Origin of the sequence: Pseudoalteromonas sp. MMG007 (genome assembly GCF_018100985.1) — a bacterium.
Lineage (GTDB): Bacteria > Pseudomonadota > Gammaproteobacteria > Enterobacterales > Alteromonadaceae > Pseudoalteromonas.
Map to the genome: position 1 here is coordinate 25,576 of NZ_JAGJEI010000019.1, position 18,211 is coordinate 43,786.

The 18,211-nt window shown below is 39.0% G+C and carries 14 protein-coding genes; 7 read left to right on the forward strand and 7 right to left on the reverse strand.

Going from position 1 to position 18,211, the window contains the following annotated elements:
* Nucleotides 1–118: 118 nt before the first annotated feature.
* The 7 genes from J8L71_RS17170 to dnaA all read right to left on the reverse strand — a co-directional run bounded on the left by J8L71_RS17170 (nt 119) and on the right by dnaA (nt 9,815).
* The gene (locus J8L71_RS17170) at nt 119–568 is read right to left on the reverse strand and encodes a hypothetical protein (protein ID WP_211001607.1); all 450 of its coding nucleotides are present in this window, start codon (nt 566–568) and stop codon (nt 119–121) included.
* A gap of 74 nt (nt 569–642) precedes the next feature.
* Entirely contained in the window at nt 643–2,712 is a 2,070-nt protein-coding gene (gene glyS / locus J8L71_RS17175) for a glycine--tRNA ligase subunit beta (RefSeq protein WP_211001608.1), read from the reverse strand.
* A 1-nt stretch (nt 2,713) separates the two neighbouring features.
* The gene (glyQ, locus tag J8L71_RS17180; RefSeq protein WP_211001609.1) at nt 2,714–3,616 is read right to left on the reverse strand and encodes a glycine--tRNA ligase subunit alpha; all 903 of its coding nucleotides are present in this window, start codon (nt 3,614–3,616) and stop codon (nt 2,714–2,716) included.
* Between the two features lie 141 nt (nt 3,617–3,757).
* Nucleotides 3,758–6,184 carry a DNA topoisomerase (ATP-hydrolyzing) subunit B gene (gene gyrB / locus J8L71_RS17185; RefSeq protein ID WP_058548186.1) on the reverse strand — a complete coding sequence of 809 codons (2,427 nt, stop codon included), beginning with the start codon at nt 6,182–6,184 and terminating at the stop codon, nt 3,758–3,760.
* A 12-nt stretch (nt 6,185–6,196) separates the two neighbouring features.
* Nucleotides 6,197–7,291 carry a DNA replication/repair protein RecF gene (gene recF / locus J8L71_RS17190; protein WP_211001610.1) on the reverse strand — a complete coding sequence of 365 codons (1,095 nt, stop codon included), beginning with the start codon at nt 7,289–7,291 and terminating at the stop codon, nt 6,197–6,199.
* Nucleotides 7,292–7,306: 15 nt separating this feature from the next.
* On the reverse strand, nt 7,307–8,410 hold the full coding sequence (dnaN, locus tag J8L71_RS17195; RefSeq protein WP_138683989.1) for a DNA polymerase III subunit beta: 1,104 nt from the start codon (nt 8,408–8,410) through the stop codon (nt 7,307–7,309).
* Nucleotides 8,411–8,423: 13 nt separating this feature from the next.
* A complete protein-coding gene (gene dnaA, locus J8L71_RS17200) occupies nt 8,424–9,815 on the reverse strand; it encodes a chromosomal replication initiator protein DnaA (RefSeq protein WP_138683988.1) in 1,392 nt (463 codons plus the stop codon).
* A gap of 518 nt (nt 9,816–10,333) precedes the next feature.
* Between dnaA and rpmH the strand changes: the two genes are divergently transcribed.
* The 7 genes from rpmH to mnmG all read left to right on the forward strand — a co-directional run bounded on the left by rpmH (nt 10,334) and on the right by mnmG (nt 18,204).
* A complete protein-coding gene (rpmH, locus tag J8L71_RS17205) occupies nt 10,334–10,468 on the forward strand; it encodes a 50S ribosomal protein L34 (protein ID WP_004335215.1) in 135 nt (44 codons plus the stop codon).
* Between the two features lie 7 nt (nt 10,469–10,475).
* Complete coding sequence (gene rnpA, locus J8L71_RS17210) at nt 10,476–10,901, forward strand: ribonuclease P protein component (protein ID WP_211001611.1); 426 nt, start codon at nt 10,476–10,478, stop codon at nt 10,899–10,901.
* 125 nt (nt 10,902–11,026) lie between these two features.
* Complete coding sequence (yidD, locus tag J8L71_RS17215; protein WP_058548191.1) at nt 11,027–11,302, forward strand: membrane protein insertion efficiency factor YidD; 276 nt, start codon at nt 11,027–11,029, stop codon at nt 11,300–11,302.
* A gap of 8 nt (nt 11,303–11,310) precedes the next feature.
* Complete coding sequence (gene yidC / locus J8L71_RS17220) at nt 11,311–12,945, forward strand: membrane protein insertase YidC (protein WP_211001612.1); 1,635 nt, start codon at nt 11,311–11,313, stop codon at nt 12,943–12,945.
* A 166-nt stretch (nt 12,946–13,111) separates the two neighbouring features.
* Nucleotides 13,112–14,476: a tRNA uridine-5-carboxymethylaminomethyl(34) synthesis GTPase MnmE gene (gene mnmE / locus J8L71_RS17225; RefSeq protein WP_211001613.1), complete on the forward strand. Its 1,365-nt coding sequence runs from the start codon at nt 13,112–13,114 to the stop codon at nt 14,474–14,476.
* Nucleotides 14,477–15,438: 962 nt separating this feature from the next.
* Complete coding sequence (gene mioC / locus J8L71_RS17230; RefSeq protein WP_211001614.1) at nt 15,439–15,888, forward strand: FMN-binding protein MioC; 450 nt, start codon at nt 15,439–15,441, stop codon at nt 15,886–15,888.
* Nucleotides 15,889–16,314: 426 nt separating this feature from the next.
* On the forward strand, nt 16,315–18,204 hold the full coding sequence (gene mnmG / locus J8L71_RS17235) for a tRNA uridine-5-carboxymethylaminomethyl(34) synthesis enzyme MnmG (RefSeq protein ID WP_211001615.1): 1,890 nt from the start codon (nt 16,315–16,317) through the stop codon (nt 18,202–18,204).
* The last annotated feature ends 7 nt before the right edge of the window (nt 18,205–18,211 follow it).

Below are 18,211 nucleotides of genomic sequence, written 5' to 3' on the forward strand. Positions count from 1 at the left end.
ACTAAATACAACTGAAATATGAAAGGACTATAGCATAAGAATATACAAACTCTGTAATTTAGGAGTTAATTAAGCCCACTATAAATTTATTTTTAGGGCTCAATAATTTTTAAAATATTTACTTCTTATTTATCGTCACTTGTGGCTCATCATAATCACTGTAATCAATGCTTACTATGTACGTGCCTTTTATTGCGGGTGTATAACTAAAGTAATTATAAATAGTATTACAGTCTGCAAGCGCTGGTTGGCCAAGTGTTAGTTTTTGCCCTGCAGGTTGTGTATCGCTATAACCGCAATTGTAGCCTTCGCTAAAATCGGCATCGGCTATTTTAAACTCGTATACTTTACCTGGCGTACTAAATTTAACTTCTGCTTGGTAAAGCGCTGGACCTACTGGCATAAATTGATACTGAGGCTCAGCATCCCAAAGCGTAAAGTCGCCTCTTAAGTAAATGGTTTTATCTAGCTCTTGTTGTGGCAGTACGTCGTTAATGGAAATTTGGCTAGTACAGGCTGTAAGTAAGCCGGCAATAGCGAGTGTTAAAATTCGTTTCATTGGGAGCATCAGTGAGTATCCTCTACGTTCTGTGAAAACTAAAAAGCCAGCAAATCGCTGGCTTTTTAAATTGCTAAGTTAGCTTATTTTTGTAACACAGAAATATCTGCAATACCTAAAAATAATCCGCTTAACTGGCTTAGTAGCGCAAGACGATTTTGCTTAACAGCTTCATCGTCGGCCATAACCATTACGTTGTCAAAAAAGTTATCAACACTTTGACGAATACCCGCTAATTGGCTTAATGCCTCTTGGTAGTTTCCATCGGCATAAAGTGGTGCGAGTTCAGTTGCAAATTTTGCTACTTGTGAAGCTAATACTTTTTCAGCGTCGTCGCTTAATAAGCTCTCATCAACATCACCTTGGTTAGTAATATTGTTTTTAGCCAGAATATTACCCACACGCTTATTAGCCGCAGCAAGCGCTTCTGCTTCGTCTAATGTACGGAAATGGCTTACTGCTTTAACACGGCGATCAAAATCAACAGGTTTAGTTGGGCGGCGTGCAAGCACAGCTTGAATTACGTCTACTTCAATACCTTCATCTTGATACCATGCGCGGAAACGCCCTAGCATAAAGTCAAATACGTCCGTTGATACATTTAGATTAGTTAACTTATCGCCAAACAATGTTTGTGCTTTTGCTACTAGGTCTAAAATATCCAGCGGAAGTTCTTTTTCTACCATGATGCGTAGTGCACCAATAGCAGCACGACGAAGCGCAAATGGGTCTTTATCACCTTTTGGTGCTTGGCCTATACCAAAAATACCCACCAGCGTATCAAACTTATCTGCAATAGCTACCGCGCAGCTAATTAGGTTTGTAGGTAAGTTGTCGCCTGCAAAGCGTGGCATGTATTGCTCGTTTTGCGCAACAGCTACATCTTCAGCTTCTCCATCGTGGCGAGCGTAATGCATACCCATAACACCTTGTACGTCGGTAAATTCCATTACCATTTCGGTCATTAAGTCAGTTTTACTTAATAAACCAGCACGCTTTGCAAGGTCTTTGTCGGCACCTAACTGCTCTGCAATATAACCGGCAAGCTCGCTAATACGTACAGATTTATCTTTAAGCGTACCTAACTGCTTTTGGAATAAAACGGTATCAAGCGACTCTAAACGGCTTTCTAATGTTTTCTTTTTATCTGTTTCAAAGAAGAATTGTGCATCGGCTAAACGTGGGCGCACTACTTTTTCGTTACCTGATATAACCACACTTGGATCTTTACTTTCGATGTTAGATACAAACAAAAACTTATTTAAAAGTTTGCCGTTTTGATCTAATAACGGGAAGTACTTTTGATCGTCCTTCATGGTGTAAATTAGCGCTTCGGCTGGTACATCTAAAAATGCTTCTTCAAATGTAGCTGTTAATGTAACTGGCCACTCTACAAGTGATGTTACTTCTTCTAGTAAGTCTTCATCCATCGCGACAACAGCGTTAACTGCGCTTGCTGCCTCTTCTATTTGTGTACGTATTTGCGCTTTACGCTGCTCGTAGTCAGCAATAACGTAAGCCGATTTAAGTACATCAAAAATATCATCAGCATGGTTGATACTAATTTTTTCTGGATGATGAAAACGATGGCCTTGTAGTTGGTTACTTACTTGTTTACCAAGTATTTCGCCTTCTAGTAACTCACTACCAAATAAAATAGTTACTGTATGAACTGGGCGAATAAATTGTGTTTTATTCGCGCCCCAACGCATAGGTTTAGGGATTGGTAATTTACTTAACGCTTTTGCAATGGCATCTGTCATTAGCGCTTTAGTTTCTTGCCCTGCTACTTTAGCAATGTGCAATAACCAAGCGCCTTTATCGGTTTCAAGTGTTTGTGCTTCACTTACGTCAATACCACAACCACGCGCCCAACCCATCGCTGCTTTAGTTGGATTACCTTCGCTATCAAACGCTGCCTTTGTAGCTGGGCCGCGCTTTTCTACTTCTTTGTCTTGTTGCTTAGCTTCAAGCGATTTTACTTGCAAGCCCAAACGACGAGGCGATGCATACCAGCTTACACCTTGGTGTGCTAGCTCTAGTGTTTCTAGCTCTTGAGTTAAATTTGCAGCAAAGGCTTCTGCTAATTTACGCAGTGCTTTTGGTGGCAACTCTTCAGTGCCAATTTCTACTAATAAATTTTGTGCTGACATTTTACTTATCCTTACACAGCGGGAAACCAAGCGCTTCACGTGCATCGTAATAACTTTGTGCACACGCCTTAGATAACGCACGAACGCGTAAAATATAACGCTGACGTTCTGTTACCGATATTGCGTGGCGTGCATCTAACAAGTTAAATGCGTGCGATGCTTTCATTACTTGCTCGTATGCAGGTAGTGGTAAGTTAGCTTCAATTAACTTTTGGCTTTCTGCTTCACACTTATCAAACTGTTCAAATAAGTCTTCTACGTTTGCGTGTTCAAAGTTATAAGTAGATTGCTCTACTTCATTTTGATGGAACACGTCGCCGTATGTTACACGCCCTAGTGGACCGTCAGCCCATACTAGGTCGTAAATGCTATCTACGCCTTGAATGTACATTGCTAAACGCTCTAGGCCGTAAGTAATTTCACCTGTTACTGGTGAGCACTCTAAGCCGCCTACTTGTTGAAAGTAGGTAAATTGCGTTACTTCCATACCGTTTAACCAAATTTCCCAACCTAAGCCCCATGCGCCTAGCGTAGGTGATTCCCAGTTATCTTCTACAAAGCGAACTTCGTGAGTAAGAGTATCAATACCCATTGCCGCTAACGAGCCTAAGTAAAGCTCTTGGATGTTATCTGGCGATGGCTTAAGTACTACTTGAAATTGGTAGTAATGTTGTAAGCGATTTGGATTTTCGCCATAGCGGCCATCCGTAGGACGACGACACGGCTGAACGTACGCGCTCGACATTGGCTCAGGGCCAATCGATTTTAAAAATGTTTGCGGGTGAAATGTCCCTGCGCCCACTTCCATATCAAGTGGTTGAATAATGACACAGCCTTGCTGCGCCCAATAATCCTGTAAAGCCAGGATCAAACCTTGAAAGGTTTTAACGTCATATTTTTGCATATTTGGCTTTTTACTATCTGAGAAGTAGCGTGAAAATTACCCTCAGTATACCTTGTGCACACTCAGGTTTTAAGCAGTTTGTGCGGTTGATAAAATAAAAAAGGAGCCATTAGGCTCCTTTTAAGATGTAAGTATAATTTTTTACACGTCTAAGTTAACTACTCGTAGTGCGTTAGTTTCAATAAAGTCGCGACGAGGCTCAACTTGATCGCCCATTAATGTTGCAAACAATTGATCCGCAGCAACTGCGTCTTCAATAGTTACTTGTAACATACGACGAGCGCTAGGATCCATTGTCGTTTCCCACAGTTGGCTAGGGTTCATCTCACCCAACCCTTTATAGCGTTGAATATAGATCCCGCGCTTAGATTCTGTGATCAACCATTCCAAAGCATCCACAAAGTTATCAACAGGTTTTGTTTTCTCACCACGTTGAATATATGCGCCTTCACCAAGGATATTTGCAATGTTAGTACCAGTCACAGCAATACGTTGGTAGTCACGTGATGCAATAAAGTCATGATGAAGTACATGTGCTTTATCAACACCGTGCTGACGAATATTCACAACCGGGAAGTAAAGGTTGCGCTCTGCGTCATGCTCAGTACCCGCATGGAAAATTGTTGCGTCTTCATCACGTTCAATAAGGTCATCAACAAGTTCCTTAGTCCAAGCAATTACTTTAGCTTCGTCTGAAAGGTCATCTGTTTTCAGTTCGCTTTGATAAATTAAACGTTCCATTACCGTATTAGGGTATTTACGTTTTAAGCGCTCAATTACTTTAACTGTGTTTTGGTAATCATGAACGATTTGCTCAAGTGCTTCACCTTCAATCGCACTTGCATCTGCACTTGTATAAAGTGCGGCATTATTTAGTGCTAATGAAGTTAAGTAATCAACAAGTGCAGGATCATCTTTAATATAACGCTCTTGCTTACCTTTTTTCACTTTATAAAGTGGCGGCTGTGCAATATAGATATACCCACGTTCAACAATTTCCGGCATTTGACGGTAGAAGAAAGTAAGTAATAACGTACGAATGTGAGAACCATCCACGTCCGCATCGGTCATGATAATGATGCGGTGATAACGTAGTTTTTCAGGATTATATTCATCGCGACCAATACCACAACCTAATGCAGTAATTAGCGTTGCTACTTCTTGCGAAGATAACATTTTGTCAAAACGCGCTTTTTCTACGTTTAAAATTTTACCTTTAAGCGGAAGAATAGCTTGGTTTTTACGATTACGTCCCTGCTTGGCTGATCCGCCAGCAGAGTCCCCTTCCACTATATATAGTTCAGATTGGGCTGGGTCTTTTTCTTGGCAATCTGCAAGCTTACCAGGTAAGCCAGCTAAATCCATTGCGCCTTTACGACGTGTCATTTCACGTGCTTTACGCGCCGCTTCACGAGCACGAGCAGCGTCAATAATCTTACCAACAACAATTTTGGCATCCATTGGATTTTCTAATAAAAAATCAGTGAATTTTTCAGCCATTGCTTGTTCAACCGCAGATTTAACTTCGCTTGATACTAGCTTGTCTTTGGTTTGTGATGAAAACTTAGGATCTGGAACTTTAACGCTAACAACTGCAGTTAAGCCTTCACGTGCATCATCGCCCGTTGCATTACTGGTTGTTTTAGCTTTTTTGTTAAAGCCTTCTTTTTCCATATAGTTGTTCAGTGTACGTGTTAACGCAGATCTAAAACCGGCTAAGTGAGTACCACCGTCACGTTGTGGAATATTGTTTGTAAAACAGTAGATGTTTTCTTGGAAACCATCGTTCCACTGCATTGATACTTCAACGCTGATACCATCTTCTTCACGTTCGTGAGTAAAGTGGAATACACCTTTATGCACTGGAGTTTTATTACGGTTTAGGTATTCAACAAAAGCCTGAATACCACCTTCGTATTTAAAGTGGTCAGATTTATTTTCTTCACGCTCATCACTTAAAATGATACTAACGCCAGAGTTTAAGAATGAAAGCTCGCGTAAACGCTTAGCTAAAATATCGTAATGAAAATCTAGGTTTGTGAATGTTTCACCGCTTGGCCAAAAGCGTAATTCAGTACCTGTTGTTTCAGAGTCGCCAATAATAGCGAGTGGTGCATCTGGCACACCCATAGTATAAAACTGCTGATGAAGTTTTCCTTCACGGCGAACTGTAAGCTTTAACTTTTCAGAAAGTGCATTTACAACTGAAACACCAACACCGTGTAAGCCGCCTGATACTTTATAAGAGTTATCATCGAACTTACCACCAGCATGAAGTACCGTCATGATAACTTCGGCTGCTGATACGCCTTCTTCTTCATGGATAGAAGTTGGGATACCACGACCGTTATCTCGTACTGAGACAGAACCGTCTAAGTGAATAGTTACATAAATATCATCACAATGACCTGCTAAGGCTTCATCGATAGAGTTATCAACTACTTCAAACACCATGTGGTGTAAGCCTGTGCCATCATCGGTGTCCCCTATATACATTCCAGGACGCTTTCTTACTGCGTCTAATCCTTTAAGTACTTTAATACTCGACGAGTCATAATTCTCAGACATGGTTAATCCCACTTATCTTGTTATTAGGTTGCCATGTTTCACGTGGAACATTTGTAGTTCTCGTTTCATGGGTTCCACCACAGCAGAAATACTTTCAGATAAAATTGAAGAAATAAAAATTTGAGAACTGCAGTGAGCAAGTAATTGCCCCACTTTCTCTTTTGTATCTTCGCCTAGCTCTGAAGGTAAATCATCTATTAGCAATATAGATTGCTTATCTGTCTCTGACTCAATTAAACTATTTTGCGTTACTTTTAACGCATACAATAGCAACTTTAATTGACCGCGTGAGAACGTGTTCTCCACACTGTTGCCAGCGACACTAAAACTAAAATCAGCCTTATGAGGCCCTTTACTTGTAAACCCTTGGCGAGAATCTCGCTCAAAGCTTTGCTCTAACGCCTCGTTAAGAGATTCTGTCTCTTTCCATCCAGCGTTATAGCTAATTTCTAAATCGCGTATAAGCGTTAATTCTGCACACATTTTATCAAAAAATTGCTGCTTAAACCTACTTATATACGCCATTCTTAATTTATTTATTTGTTCAGCCAGTCTAACAAATTCTTTGTCCCAAAACCTAATTTGGTCAAAATAATTCTTAGGCTTAGTTTTAAGTAGCGCGTTGCGTTGTTTTAATACTTTATTAAACGACTGCCATAAATAAAAAAACTCATGTTCCACGTGGAACAAACCTAAATCTAAAAACTTTCTGCGTTCTTTCGGGCCACCAAAAAATAAAGAGTAGCTTTCAGGCGTAATTATTTGTACCGGCATTAATTGCGCAAGCTCAGACATTTTCCTACTTGCTTTACCTTGGATTTTTAAATTAGTTTCACCACTTTGGGTTTTGCTAATACCAATGGGGATCGATAAATCGTGAAGCGACTTACGCCCATGAATTACAAATTGTTCTTGCTGATGCGAAATAATGCTTTTATGTTTTGGAGTTCTAAAAGATTTGCCGTGAGAAAGGTAATAAATAGCTTCTAAAAGGCTGGTTTTTCCACTGCCGTTTTCACCATAAATTATGTTAACGCCGTTGACTGGTTCTAGCGTCAATGCCTCAATATTACGAAAATATTTGAGGCTCAAATGACTTAAGCTCATTATATATTTATAGTCTTATAAGCGCATTGGCATAACGACATACATAGCTTCTTCATCGCCTGCACCTTCAATAAGTGCGCTGCTATTTGAATCGGCTAATGTAAATAAAACATCTTCAGTTTTTAATGTGTTTAAAACATCAAGTACATAAGACACATTAAAACCAATTTCTAAATCATCACCTTCGTAATTTACTTCTACCACCTCTTCAGCTTGCTCTTGCTCTGGGTTGTTAGCTGTAATTTTAAGTAAACCGTTTGAAAGATTTAATCGCACGCCTCTAAACTTTTCGTTAGATAAAATAGATACGCGTTGGAAAGCATTTCGTAACCACTCGCGATTAGCTGTAATCACTTTGTCACCACCACGTGGTAATACACGACGGTAATCAGGAAAACGCCCATCAACCAACTTACTGGTAAACGTGAACTCAACATCAATAATACGAATATGGTTAGCACCAAACTGAATTGTTACTAATTCATCATCAGCAACCATAAGGCGCATAATTTCTTGCACACCTTTACGCGGTATAATTAATTGGCGCTGTGTATTAAGTGATTGCGTCAGCTCTTTTTGAGCAATAGCTAAACGGTGGCCATCAGTCGCAACTGTTTTTATATCAGTGTTATCAACCTCAAACGACATGCCATTTAGGTAATAGCGTACGTCTTGGTTAGCCATCGAAAAATGCGTGCTTTCTAGTAATTTACGAAGCTCTATGCGAGTAAGTTGAAACTCAACTTCACCATCCCACTGCTCTAAATTAGGAAAGTCTTCAGCAGCAAGCGTAGTTAATGAAAAGCGACTTTTACCACTTGTTAAAAGTAGTTGGTGCTCTTGCAAGCTTAAAGTAAGGTCTGAACCATCAGGTAGACTTTTACAAATATCGAGTAATTTTTTAGCGGGTAAAGTTAATTTTGTATCAGCAATATCTTCACCTACAAAAACGCCTGCAACCAACTCAATTTCAAGGTCTGTCCCTGTCATTGATAGTTGTCCGTTTTCTACCACTAACAATACGTTAGATAAAATAGGCAACGTATGCTTACGCTCTATAGCACCCGATACTTGCACTAATGGCTTTAAAAATTGTTCTCTTGAAATTGTTATTTGCATAATAAAGTCAGCCCTAAGATGACAATGTTCTTATTAAATTTTGATAATCTTCTTTTATTTCGTGGCTTTCATCACGTAGTGATTTCACCTTACGACACGCATGTAATACGGTGGTATGGTCACGCCCGCCAAATGCGTCGCCAATCTCAGGTAGACTATGATTGGTCAATTCTTTAGATAACGCCATTGCTACTTGACGAGGCCTTGCTATAGAGCGACTGCGGCGCTTAGATAGCAGATCAGATACACGAATTCTGTAATATTCGGCTACTGTGCGTTGAATGTTATCTATGGTTACAAGCTTATCTTGTAGTGCTAATAAGTCACGCAGTGCTTCTTTTACAAAGTCGATAGAAATCGGACGACCCGTAAAATTGGCGTTAGCTATTACACGGTTAAGTGCACCTTCTAATTCACGTACATTAGAACGTAATTTTTTAGCAATAAAAAAGGCCACTTCGTGCGGTAAATTAATTTTACTCTGCTGGGCTTTTTTCATCAAAATAGCAACGCGCGTTTCAAGCTCTGGTGGCTCAATGGCAATCGTTAAACCCCAGCCAAAACGAGATTTAAGACGGTCTTCAACGCCTTCAATTTCTTTTGGGTATCTATCTGAGGTTAAAATTATTTGCTGATTACCTTCAAGTAGTGCATTAAAGGTATGAAAAAATTCTTCTTGAGAACGTTCTTTATTAGCAAAAAACTGAATGTCATCGATCATCAATGCATCAACACTACGGTAGTAACGCTTAAATTCTTCTATCGCATTATTTTGTAGCGCTTTAACCATGTCTTGTACAAAGCGCTCTGAATGCATGTAAACAATTTTAGCATCAGGCTTATTTGCCATAATGCCATTACCTACTGCATGTAATAAGTGAGTTTTACCTAAACCAGTTCCGCCATATATAAATACAGGGTTAAAAGCAGAGCCTGGATTATCAGCAACTTGAGTTGCTGCAGCTTTTGCTAATTGGTTAGATTTACCTTCAACAAAGCTATCAAAGGTATAGTTTTCTTTTATATTAGATTTATAACCTGACTTAGGAGCAGGTTCAACAACAGGCTTTTGTTCTCGTGGCTGTTGTTTTGCAGTTGTTTGCTGAGCACTTGGCGCTGATTGAGTTTCAACAGCTGGCGCAACTTGAGTGTTTAATAAAGGCTTACTACCTACATCAAAACGCAGCTCTGGTGCTTCTACACCACAAATTTCTACTAATAATTCGTTAATTCTATTTAGGTACTTTTCTCTAACCCAGTCAAGCACAAAACGATTAGGTGCATAAATAGTTAAGGTATCTTCGGTACTTTCTGCTTGAAGTGGTCTTACCCACATACTGAATTGCTGCGAAGGCAGCTCATCTTGCAATACATATAAACAACTTTGCCAAACCGACAGATACACAGTTAAACTCCCAGAGATATAATTTTTATTCCCGCACATCATTAATGATTAAAAATCATACATTTATTACGTTCAGTTGGCCAAATAAGCGACCCAAGACTAGGTATTATGAAGGCACTTTATCCACAAGTAAAAGATTGATTTTTATTAAATTGTTGATATCGATGTATAAAATCATTAACAGGCTGATTTAAAACAGTTTTTATTTTAAAGGCTGAGGAGTGATCATAACAAAATAACACGAAGATCGCGAACCAAATTTACGATCCAATTTACTTTTCCCCCGCTTTTATTCACTTTTTATACAAGGGCTGTGGAAAACTCTTTATTTATGATGATCCTACTTGATCACCCTTATAAGATCCCCTTGAAACAGTAAATAAACCCTATTGCGCTAACGTAATTATGATTGACTTTACATTACTTAATCTATAATATCTCGCGCTCGCAATGGCACCTATGCCAGGATCGCGACCTGTATAGGATGTTTTAACTTTAACCGATCGGATGAGATTGTTATGAAAAGAACTTTTCAACCTAGCGTTTTAAAACGCAAACGTGCACACGGCTTCCGTGCTCGCATGGCAACTGTAAATGGCCGTAAAGTATTAGCACGTCGCCGCGCTAAAGGCCGCAAAGTTCTTTCTGCTTAATTTATAAGTGGAAGACTTTAGCTTTGGCAGGGAGTTACGTCTGTTAACTCCCTCGCATTACTCTCGCATATTTAATGAACCCGCTCGGGCTGCAACTCCTTACTTTACTCTTTTAGCAAAACCCAATGACCAAGAAAAACCTAGGTTAGGACTTACTGTCGCTAAAAAACGTGTAAAAAAAGCATGCCAACGTAACCGTATTAAACGACTCGCTCGCGAAAGTTTTCGTTTAAATAAACACAATTTAGATAATATCGATATTGTGCTAATGGTTAAATCTGGTGTTGATGAGCAGTCTAATGAAGAGTTAACCAAACAGTTAACTAAACTGTGGCGTAAAATAAATGAACGCTGCAAACCTGGTGCACCTAAACCACCACCTTTTAAAAAACGCCCAAACAAATCAGCTAAATCTAATAAACAACCCCGATAGCAATAGAATTGCAGGGTTAATTAATGTATCTTTAGCTCACCTTTTAATCATGCGTTTAAAATCTCTAATTGAGCCTTTAAATACATGGTATCTATTCACTAAATATACGCAGGGGCATAAACACCATGAGGTTACTAAAACCACTTGTTGCTATTCCAAAGCGTTGTTTAGTGTTATTTATCCGCGGTTATCAAATGTGGATAAGCCCACTACTAGGCCCGCATTGTCGTTTTAATCCAAGCTGCTCTCATTATGCGATTCAAGCAATTAATTTGCATGGATTTGTAAAAGGGAGTTGGTTAGCACTTAAACGCATATTAAAATGCCATCCTTTACATTCAGGCGGAGATGACCCCGTACCTGAAAAATTAACCCATATTAACCACCAACACGAGAAATAAGAGCTGTTATGGAATCGCAACGCACGTTTTTATTAATCGGCCTAATGTTAGTGTCGTTTTTATTATTTCAAGAATGGAATAACGATTACAACGCACCTAAAGCCGATCCAAGTGCCACAACACAAACACAACAAGCAAATTCACCAGAATCGGATGACTTCATACCGTCATCGTCAGATTCAGGTTTACCTGCTTCAGCTGCTTTAGCTAAACGTTCAGTTATTGAAATAACAACTGATGTATTTAAAGTAAAAATTGACACCAAAGGCGGTGACATTGTTGAAGCAGACTTACTCCAATACGAAGAAGTAAAAGGTGAAGAAACACCATTTATGCTTTTGGGTGAGTTTGATGGTAATCAATACTTTTCACAAAGTGGCTTAATTGGCTTAAATGGCCCAGATGCATCTGCAAATGGTCGCCCTACTTATCAAGCAACGCAAAAAGCTTACACGCTAAGTGGTGATGAACTACGTGTACCACTTACTTATGTAGATAGTAACGGCGTAAGCTTTACTAAAACATATGTATTTAAAAAAGGTCAGTACGATGTAGGCCTAGAGTACACAGTAAACAATGCTACAAGCGCACCAGTGCAAGTACAGCTATACACGCAAATTAAGCGCACTGTACAAGAAAAAGGCAGCTTAGTTGATCAAAACTATTTAGGGTCTGCATTCGGCACGGATGATGAACCATACGAAAAATATAGTTTTTCAGATATGGCTGACAAAAACCTAAATAAAAATACCCAAGGCGGTTACGTTGCCTTTATTCAGCATTACTTTGTAAGTGCATGGGTGCCTAAGCAAGACGAAACACATACTATTTATAGCTTAATTACAAAAAGTAACGCGGCTATTATTGGTTCTAAAGCAGAACCTGTAAACATACAAGCAGGCAGTGAACAAACACTAAGTGCTATTTACTACATGGGCCCTAAAGAGTCTGATATTCTTGAAGCGATTCACCCAGACTTAGACTTAACTGTAGATTACGGTTGGTTATGGTTTATTTCACAGCCTTTATTTGTCCTACTTAAATGGTTACACAGTATTTTAGGTAACTGGGGTGTAGCAATTATTGCCATCACTATTATCGTTAAATCGCTAATGTATCCACTGACTAAAGCGCAATATACCTCAATGGCCAAAATGCGTGCCCTTCAGCCAAAAATGGCTGCTCTTAAAGAAAAATATGGTGATGACCGTCAAAAATTCGGCCAAGCTACAATGGAAATGTACAAAAAAGAAAAAGTTAACCCTATGGGCGGCTGTTTCCCTATTTTGTTACAAATGCCAATTTTCTTAGCGTTATTTTACGTATTCTTAGAGTCTACAGAACTTCGCCATGCAGAGTTTGTACTTTGGTTGACTGACCTTTCAGCACAAGACCCATACTACGTATTACCAATATTATTTGGTGCAAGTATGTTTGTGACGCAAAAACTACAACCGATGACGGTTACCGATCCAATGCAGCAAAAAATGATGACCTTTATGCCGGTTATCTTCTCTGTATTCTTCTTATGGTTCCCATCTGGTTTAGTACTTTACTGGTTAGTATCTAACCTTATTTCTATTGTCCAGATGCTTATCATCTACCGTGGCATGGAAAAGAAAGGAATAAAAGTAAGAGGCTAATTGCCTATACCCAAGCCACATCAAGATGGTTTGGGTATATTACTTATATAAAGGCGACTTAGGTCGCCTTTTTTATTGCCTGTTTTTTACCACAGCTATTCGCTACAAATAAATGCATAGGTTACAATACGGCCATAAAGTTACTCATTGTTGGCAAATTAATAGCATGATCAATCAAGATACAATTGCAGCACAAGCAACCGCTCCCGGGCGTGGTGGCGTAGGTATAATCAGGGTTTCTGGCAGTCTTGTCAAAAGCGTGGCTGAAAAAGTAATTGGTAAAATACCTAAAGTTCGATACGCCGACTATGTCCCGTTTAAAAGCCTAAGTGGCGAGCAACTTGATCAGGGTATTGCTATTTATTTTGCAGGCCCAAACTCATTTACCGGCGAAGATGTACTAGAGCTACAAGGTCATGGCGGCCCTGTTGTACTAGACATGCTATTAAAAGAAATTAGCCAAATTGAAGGCGTTCGCTTAGCTAAACCAGGTGAGTTTTCTGAACGCGCATTTATGAACGATAAGCTTGATTTAACTCAAGCAGAGGCTATTAGCGATTTAATTAATGCAACCTCAGAGCAGGCCGCTAAAAGTGCCTTACAATCGCTACAAGGTGAATTTTCTAAACATATAGAAACCCTAGTAGAAAAAGTAATTCACTTACGTATGTATGTAGAGGCTGCAATTGATTTCCCTGATGAAGAAATTGATTTTTTATCTGATGGCAAAGTATCGGGCGATTTAGATGCCATAATCAGTCAATTAAACACAGTAACTAGCCAAGCTAAGCAAGGTAGTATTATGCGAGAAGGTATGCGCGTAGTTATTGCTGGGCGCCCTAACGCGGGTAAATCAAGTTTATTAAATGCCTTAGCAGGACGCGAAGCCGCCATAGTAACCGAAATAGCAGGTACTACTCGCGACGTACTACGAGAGCATATTCATATTGATGGCATGCCACTACATATTATTGATACCGCAGGCTTACGTGAGAGCCCAGACCGCGTAGAGCAAATAGGCATAGAGCGCGCATGGGATGAAATTAAGCAAGCTGACCGCGTGTTATTTATGCTTGATGGTACCGACACAATCGACACCGACCCACACACTATTTGGCCTGAATTTATGGCTAAATTACCGCAAGGTATGGGTGTAACAGTTATAAGAAATAAAGCAGATCTGTCGGGCGATGTTGTAGGTATGGAGCAAGAACAGCAGTACCCAGTAATTAGTTTAAGCGCAAAAAATGCAGATGGTATTGAGCTTGTACGAGAGCATTTAAAAGCCTGTATAGGCTTTCAAGGAGCTACAGAGGGCGGGTTTATGGCACGTCGTCGTCACTTAGATGCGCTTGAGCACGCGGCCTATCATTTATATACAGGTAAAACTCAGTTAGAAATGCACGTAGCCGGCGAAATATTGGCTGAAGAGCTTCGTTTAACGCAGCAATACTTGAATGAAATAACCGGCGAATTTACCTCAGACGACTTACTTGGCAAAATATTTAGCTCGTTTTGTATTGGTAAATAAGTCACTGATACAATCTAATTTAGGGCACTTAAGTGCCCTTTTTTATGCCTAAATATAAGTCATTAAATTAAAAAAATTGGGTTAAAAGAGCCAAAATAACTCATTCAATTACTACTATAAAAGCTATCAAAATGATGAATTTAGGAGCTAAAAAGAGTATTTAATAACTAGGTTCAACTGAATTGATACTAAATACTGTCGATCTAAATAACCTTATTAGCCATAACTAAAGTCGCTAAAGTGCTAAAATAGTATTCAAAAAGTGAGTTTAAATAGCTATCAAAATGCACTAGAAAGCAATTCTCCTTTCATATTTTAATACGATCCGATTACTTAAATATAAAATCACCACTGCGATTTTGAATTAAACTTAACTTTTAATACCCCATCCACCAGCAAAAAATCTTCATAAATTGTTCAAAATAAAAAATTATTCAAAAAGGTTATCCACAATAAGCAGTTTTATGGCAAACAATGCTAAAAATTAGCTCACTAAAGAGTCAAAGCGACGACGATCTTTAAAAAAAGAGCTATTTATAAAATTAATTTTAGCTTTTTAAAGCGGATCCCATTAAATAGATCGTTTTTGAAAATTATTTTTGATCGCGTTTTTAAGTTATCAACAAGATTACTATCCACATTGTGATCAACAGCTATACATGAGTCACAAAATGCTGGCTGGTGGATCTACTTAATTTAAATATCAATAACTTACCAATTAAGTAAACAGTGAACAAGTTAACTTAAACAGAGGTTCCCCCAACCTTATCAACAACTTGATCATAAGATTACATTTGAAGTAAATATGTTAAACCATTTAAATTCAATAACTTAAAACACAACTAAAATAACAGTTTAAAAACTTAGCAAAAATAGTTATACAAAATACTCTCAAGCTCTTTACTGAAGCACTAACTAAGCTATCATAGCGGGCAAATTGGTAATGTGTGATCAGTAAAAATATGAGTTTAGTAAATATAATCGTTGGTAGCCAAATGGGATCTGCAGAATATGTTGCAGAACAACTTTGTGATGAATTAAACAACCAAGGGATTAGCACTGAGATACACGATCAACCAAATTTATCTGATATTGATCAACACAATACAATATGGCTTATATGCACTTCTACTTATGGTGCAGGTGATTACCCTGAAAACCTTTTGCCCTTTATAGAACAGTTAAACCAGCAAAGTGATCTATCAGCTGTAAAATATTCAGTCATTGGTTTGGGTGACACAAGTTATGACACTTACAACTTAGCCGGGCGTAATATAAATAGTTTAATGGCCAGCAAAGGCGCGACCTGCATAGCCCCAAGGCTTGAATTAAATATTCTTGATGAAGCATTACCTGAAGATACAGCCCTAGAATGGCTTGATTCTTGGATAGAAAAAACACAATTAAAGTAACACGATCTAAATAAAGCAATAAAAAAGTTACCCACAATTTACTAATAATTTAGTTACTTTTGTGGATAACCGCTGATCAAACTGCGATTTAATGCATGCTTATCCATTGGATAAGATCGACTTGATATACCCCTGTGTATAAAGTGCTATTTTGATCAGAGCTTATTTGCCTGAAGATCCGATCATGTTAACACCTTTAGATCCGATCTAATTCCATGTTTTAAATATAGAAATACACCTTATCAACAGAAATCCCGATCAGTAGTAGTAATAGTATTAAAAGATCTCTTTAAAAGATCCTTTATATTATAAGTGATCAGTGACTTAGATCTTGAGCACTGTTTAATCATTTATCTTCTGCTAAATTCTAGGTAGAATACGCTCCCTTTTGAAGTTTACTGGTTTGGTTTAAGTAGGATCCCATTAATGATTTTTCACGAAAAGTTTGACGTTATCGTAGTAGGCGGTGGACATGCTGGCACTGAAGCCGCATTGGCAGCTGCACGCATGGGGATGAATACCCTGCTGCTAACTCACAATATGGATACCCTTGGACAAATGTCTTGTAACCCTGCAATTGGTGGCATTGGCAAAGGTCATTTGGTTAAAGAAATTGACGCCCTTGGCGGTGCAATGGCCCAGGCGATTGACAAAGGCGGGATCCAGTTTCGTACGCTTAATTCTTCTAAAGGACCAGCTGTTCGTGCAACGCGTGCACAAGCTGATCGCGCATTATACAAAGCGGCTATCCAAGAAACTTTACAAAACCAAGAAAACTTAAAAATATTTCAGCAGTCATGTGATGATCTAATCGTTGAAGATAATCACGTTGTTGGTGTTGTCACCCAAATGGGTTTACGTTTTAGTGCACCCAGTGTTGTTTTAACTGTAGGTACATTTTTAGGTGGTCAAATACATATTGGCTTAGAAAACTTTAAAGGCGGACGCGCAGGCGATCCACCTTCAATTGCATTAGCTAATAGACTACGTGAACTACCATTTAGAGTGGATCGATTAAAAACCGGCACACCTCCACGTATTGATGCCCGTACAGTTGATTTTAGTAAAATGGAAGAACAGCCTGGCGACACGCCTACCCCTGTATTTTCATTTATGGGCAAACAAAGTGATCACCCACAACAGATACCGTGCTACATCACTTACACTAACGAAAAAACACATGATGTTATTCGTAAAAACTTACATCGTTCACCTATGTACTCAGGTGTTATTGAAGGTATTGGCCCTCGCTACTGTCCTTCAATTGAAGATAAAATAGTTCGTTTTGCCGATAAAGATAAACACCAGATATTCGTAGAGCCTGAAGGTTTAACTTCTAACGAGTTATACCCTAATGGTATTTCAACAAGCTTACCGTTTGATGTGCAACTAGAAATAGTGCGATCAATTGGCGGATTTGAAAATGCGCATATTTGTCGTCCTGGTTATGCTATTGAGTATGACTTTTTCGACCCTCGCGATTTAAAACAGTCATTAGAAACCAAATTTATTGACGGGTTATTTTTCGCAGGTCAAATAAATGGTACTACTGGTTACGAAGAAGCAGGTGCACAAGGTTTAATTGCCGGTATGAATGCTGCGTTGCAAGTTCAAGGCAAAGATGCATGGACACCACGTCGAGATGAAGCTTATGTTGGCGTATTAATTGATGACTTAGCAACGCTTGGTACAAAAGAACCGTACCGTATGTTTACTAGCCGTGCTGAATACCGTTTATTATTGCGTGAAGACAATGCTGATATTCGCTTAACAGAAAAAGGCCGTGAGTTAGGGCTAGTTAATGATGAACGTTGGCAGGCATTTAACGAAAAAATGGAAGTGATCGAAAAAGAGAAACAACGTATGAAAGATACGTGGATCCATAAAGATCACCCTGTTGTTGATCAAGTTAATGCTTTACTAAAAACACCATTAACGCGTGAAGCGAGTTTAGAGGATCTTCTTCGTCGTCCAGAGATTCGTTATAACGATCTTGTTGCTATTGATGGACTGGGATCTGAGCACACAAATAAAGCCGCACTTGAACAGGTTGAAATTCATACTAAGTACGCTGGATACATTGCGCGTCAGCAAGATGAGATCAATAAGCAGCTTCGTCATGAGCAAACAATCTTACCAAAAGAGTTCGACTATAAAACAGTATCTGGCTTATCAAACGAAGTAGTTGCTAAGCTAACTGATGCTCGTCCGGATACTATTGGTCAAGCTTCGCGTATTTCTGGTATCACCCCAGCGGCGATTTCGCTATTATTAGTGTATCTGAAGAAGCAAGGCTTGTTACGCAAAACTGCGTAACAGTAAA

Excerpts from the sequence above, each read along its gene's own strand:
- mnmG (WP_211001615.1), top strand. The coding sequence starts at position 16,315 with ATGATTTTTCACGAAAAGTTTGACGTTATCGTAGTAGGCGGTGGACAT.
- yidC (WP_211001612.1), top strand. The coding sequence starts at position 11,311 with ATGGAATCGCAACGCACGTTTTTATTAATCGGCCTAATGTTAGTGTCG.
- dnaN (WP_138683989.1), bottom strand. The coding sequence starts at position 8,410 with ATGCAAATAACAATTTCAAGAGAACAATTTTTAAAGCCATTAGTGCAA.
- glyQ (WP_211001609.1), bottom strand. The coding sequence starts at position 3,616 with ATGCAAAAATATGACGTTAAAACCTTTCAAGGTTTGATCCTGGCTTTA.
- recF (WP_211001610.1), bottom strand. The coding sequence starts at position 7,291 with ATGAGCTTAAGTCATTTGAGCCTCAAATATTTTCGTAATATTGAGGCA.
- glyS (WP_211001608.1), bottom strand. The coding sequence starts at position 2,712 with ATGTCAGCACAAAATTTATTAGTAGAAATTGGCACTGAAGAGTTGCCA.
- mioC (WP_211001614.1), top strand. The coding sequence starts at position 15,439 with ATGAGTTTAGTAAATATAATCGTTGGTAGCCAAATGGGATCTGCAGAA.
- J8L71_RS17170 (WP_211001607.1), bottom strand. The coding sequence starts at position 568 with ATGCTCCCAATGAAACGAATTTTAACACTCGCTATTGCCGGCTTACTT.
- mnmE (WP_211001613.1), top strand. The coding sequence starts at position 13,112 with ATGATCAATCAAGATACAATTGCAGCACAAGCAACCGCTCCCGGGCGT.
- yidD (WP_058548191.1), top strand. The coding sequence starts at position 11,027 with ATGAGGTTACTAAAACCACTTGTTGCTATTCCAAAGCGTTGTTTAGTG.
- rpmH (WP_004335215.1), top strand. The coding sequence starts at position 10,334 with ATGAAAAGAACTTTTCAACCTAGCGTTTTAAAACGCAAACGTGCACAC.
- gyrB (WP_058548186.1), bottom strand. The coding sequence starts at position 6,184 with ATGTCTGAGAATTATGACTCGTCGAGTATTAAAGTACTTAAAGGATTA.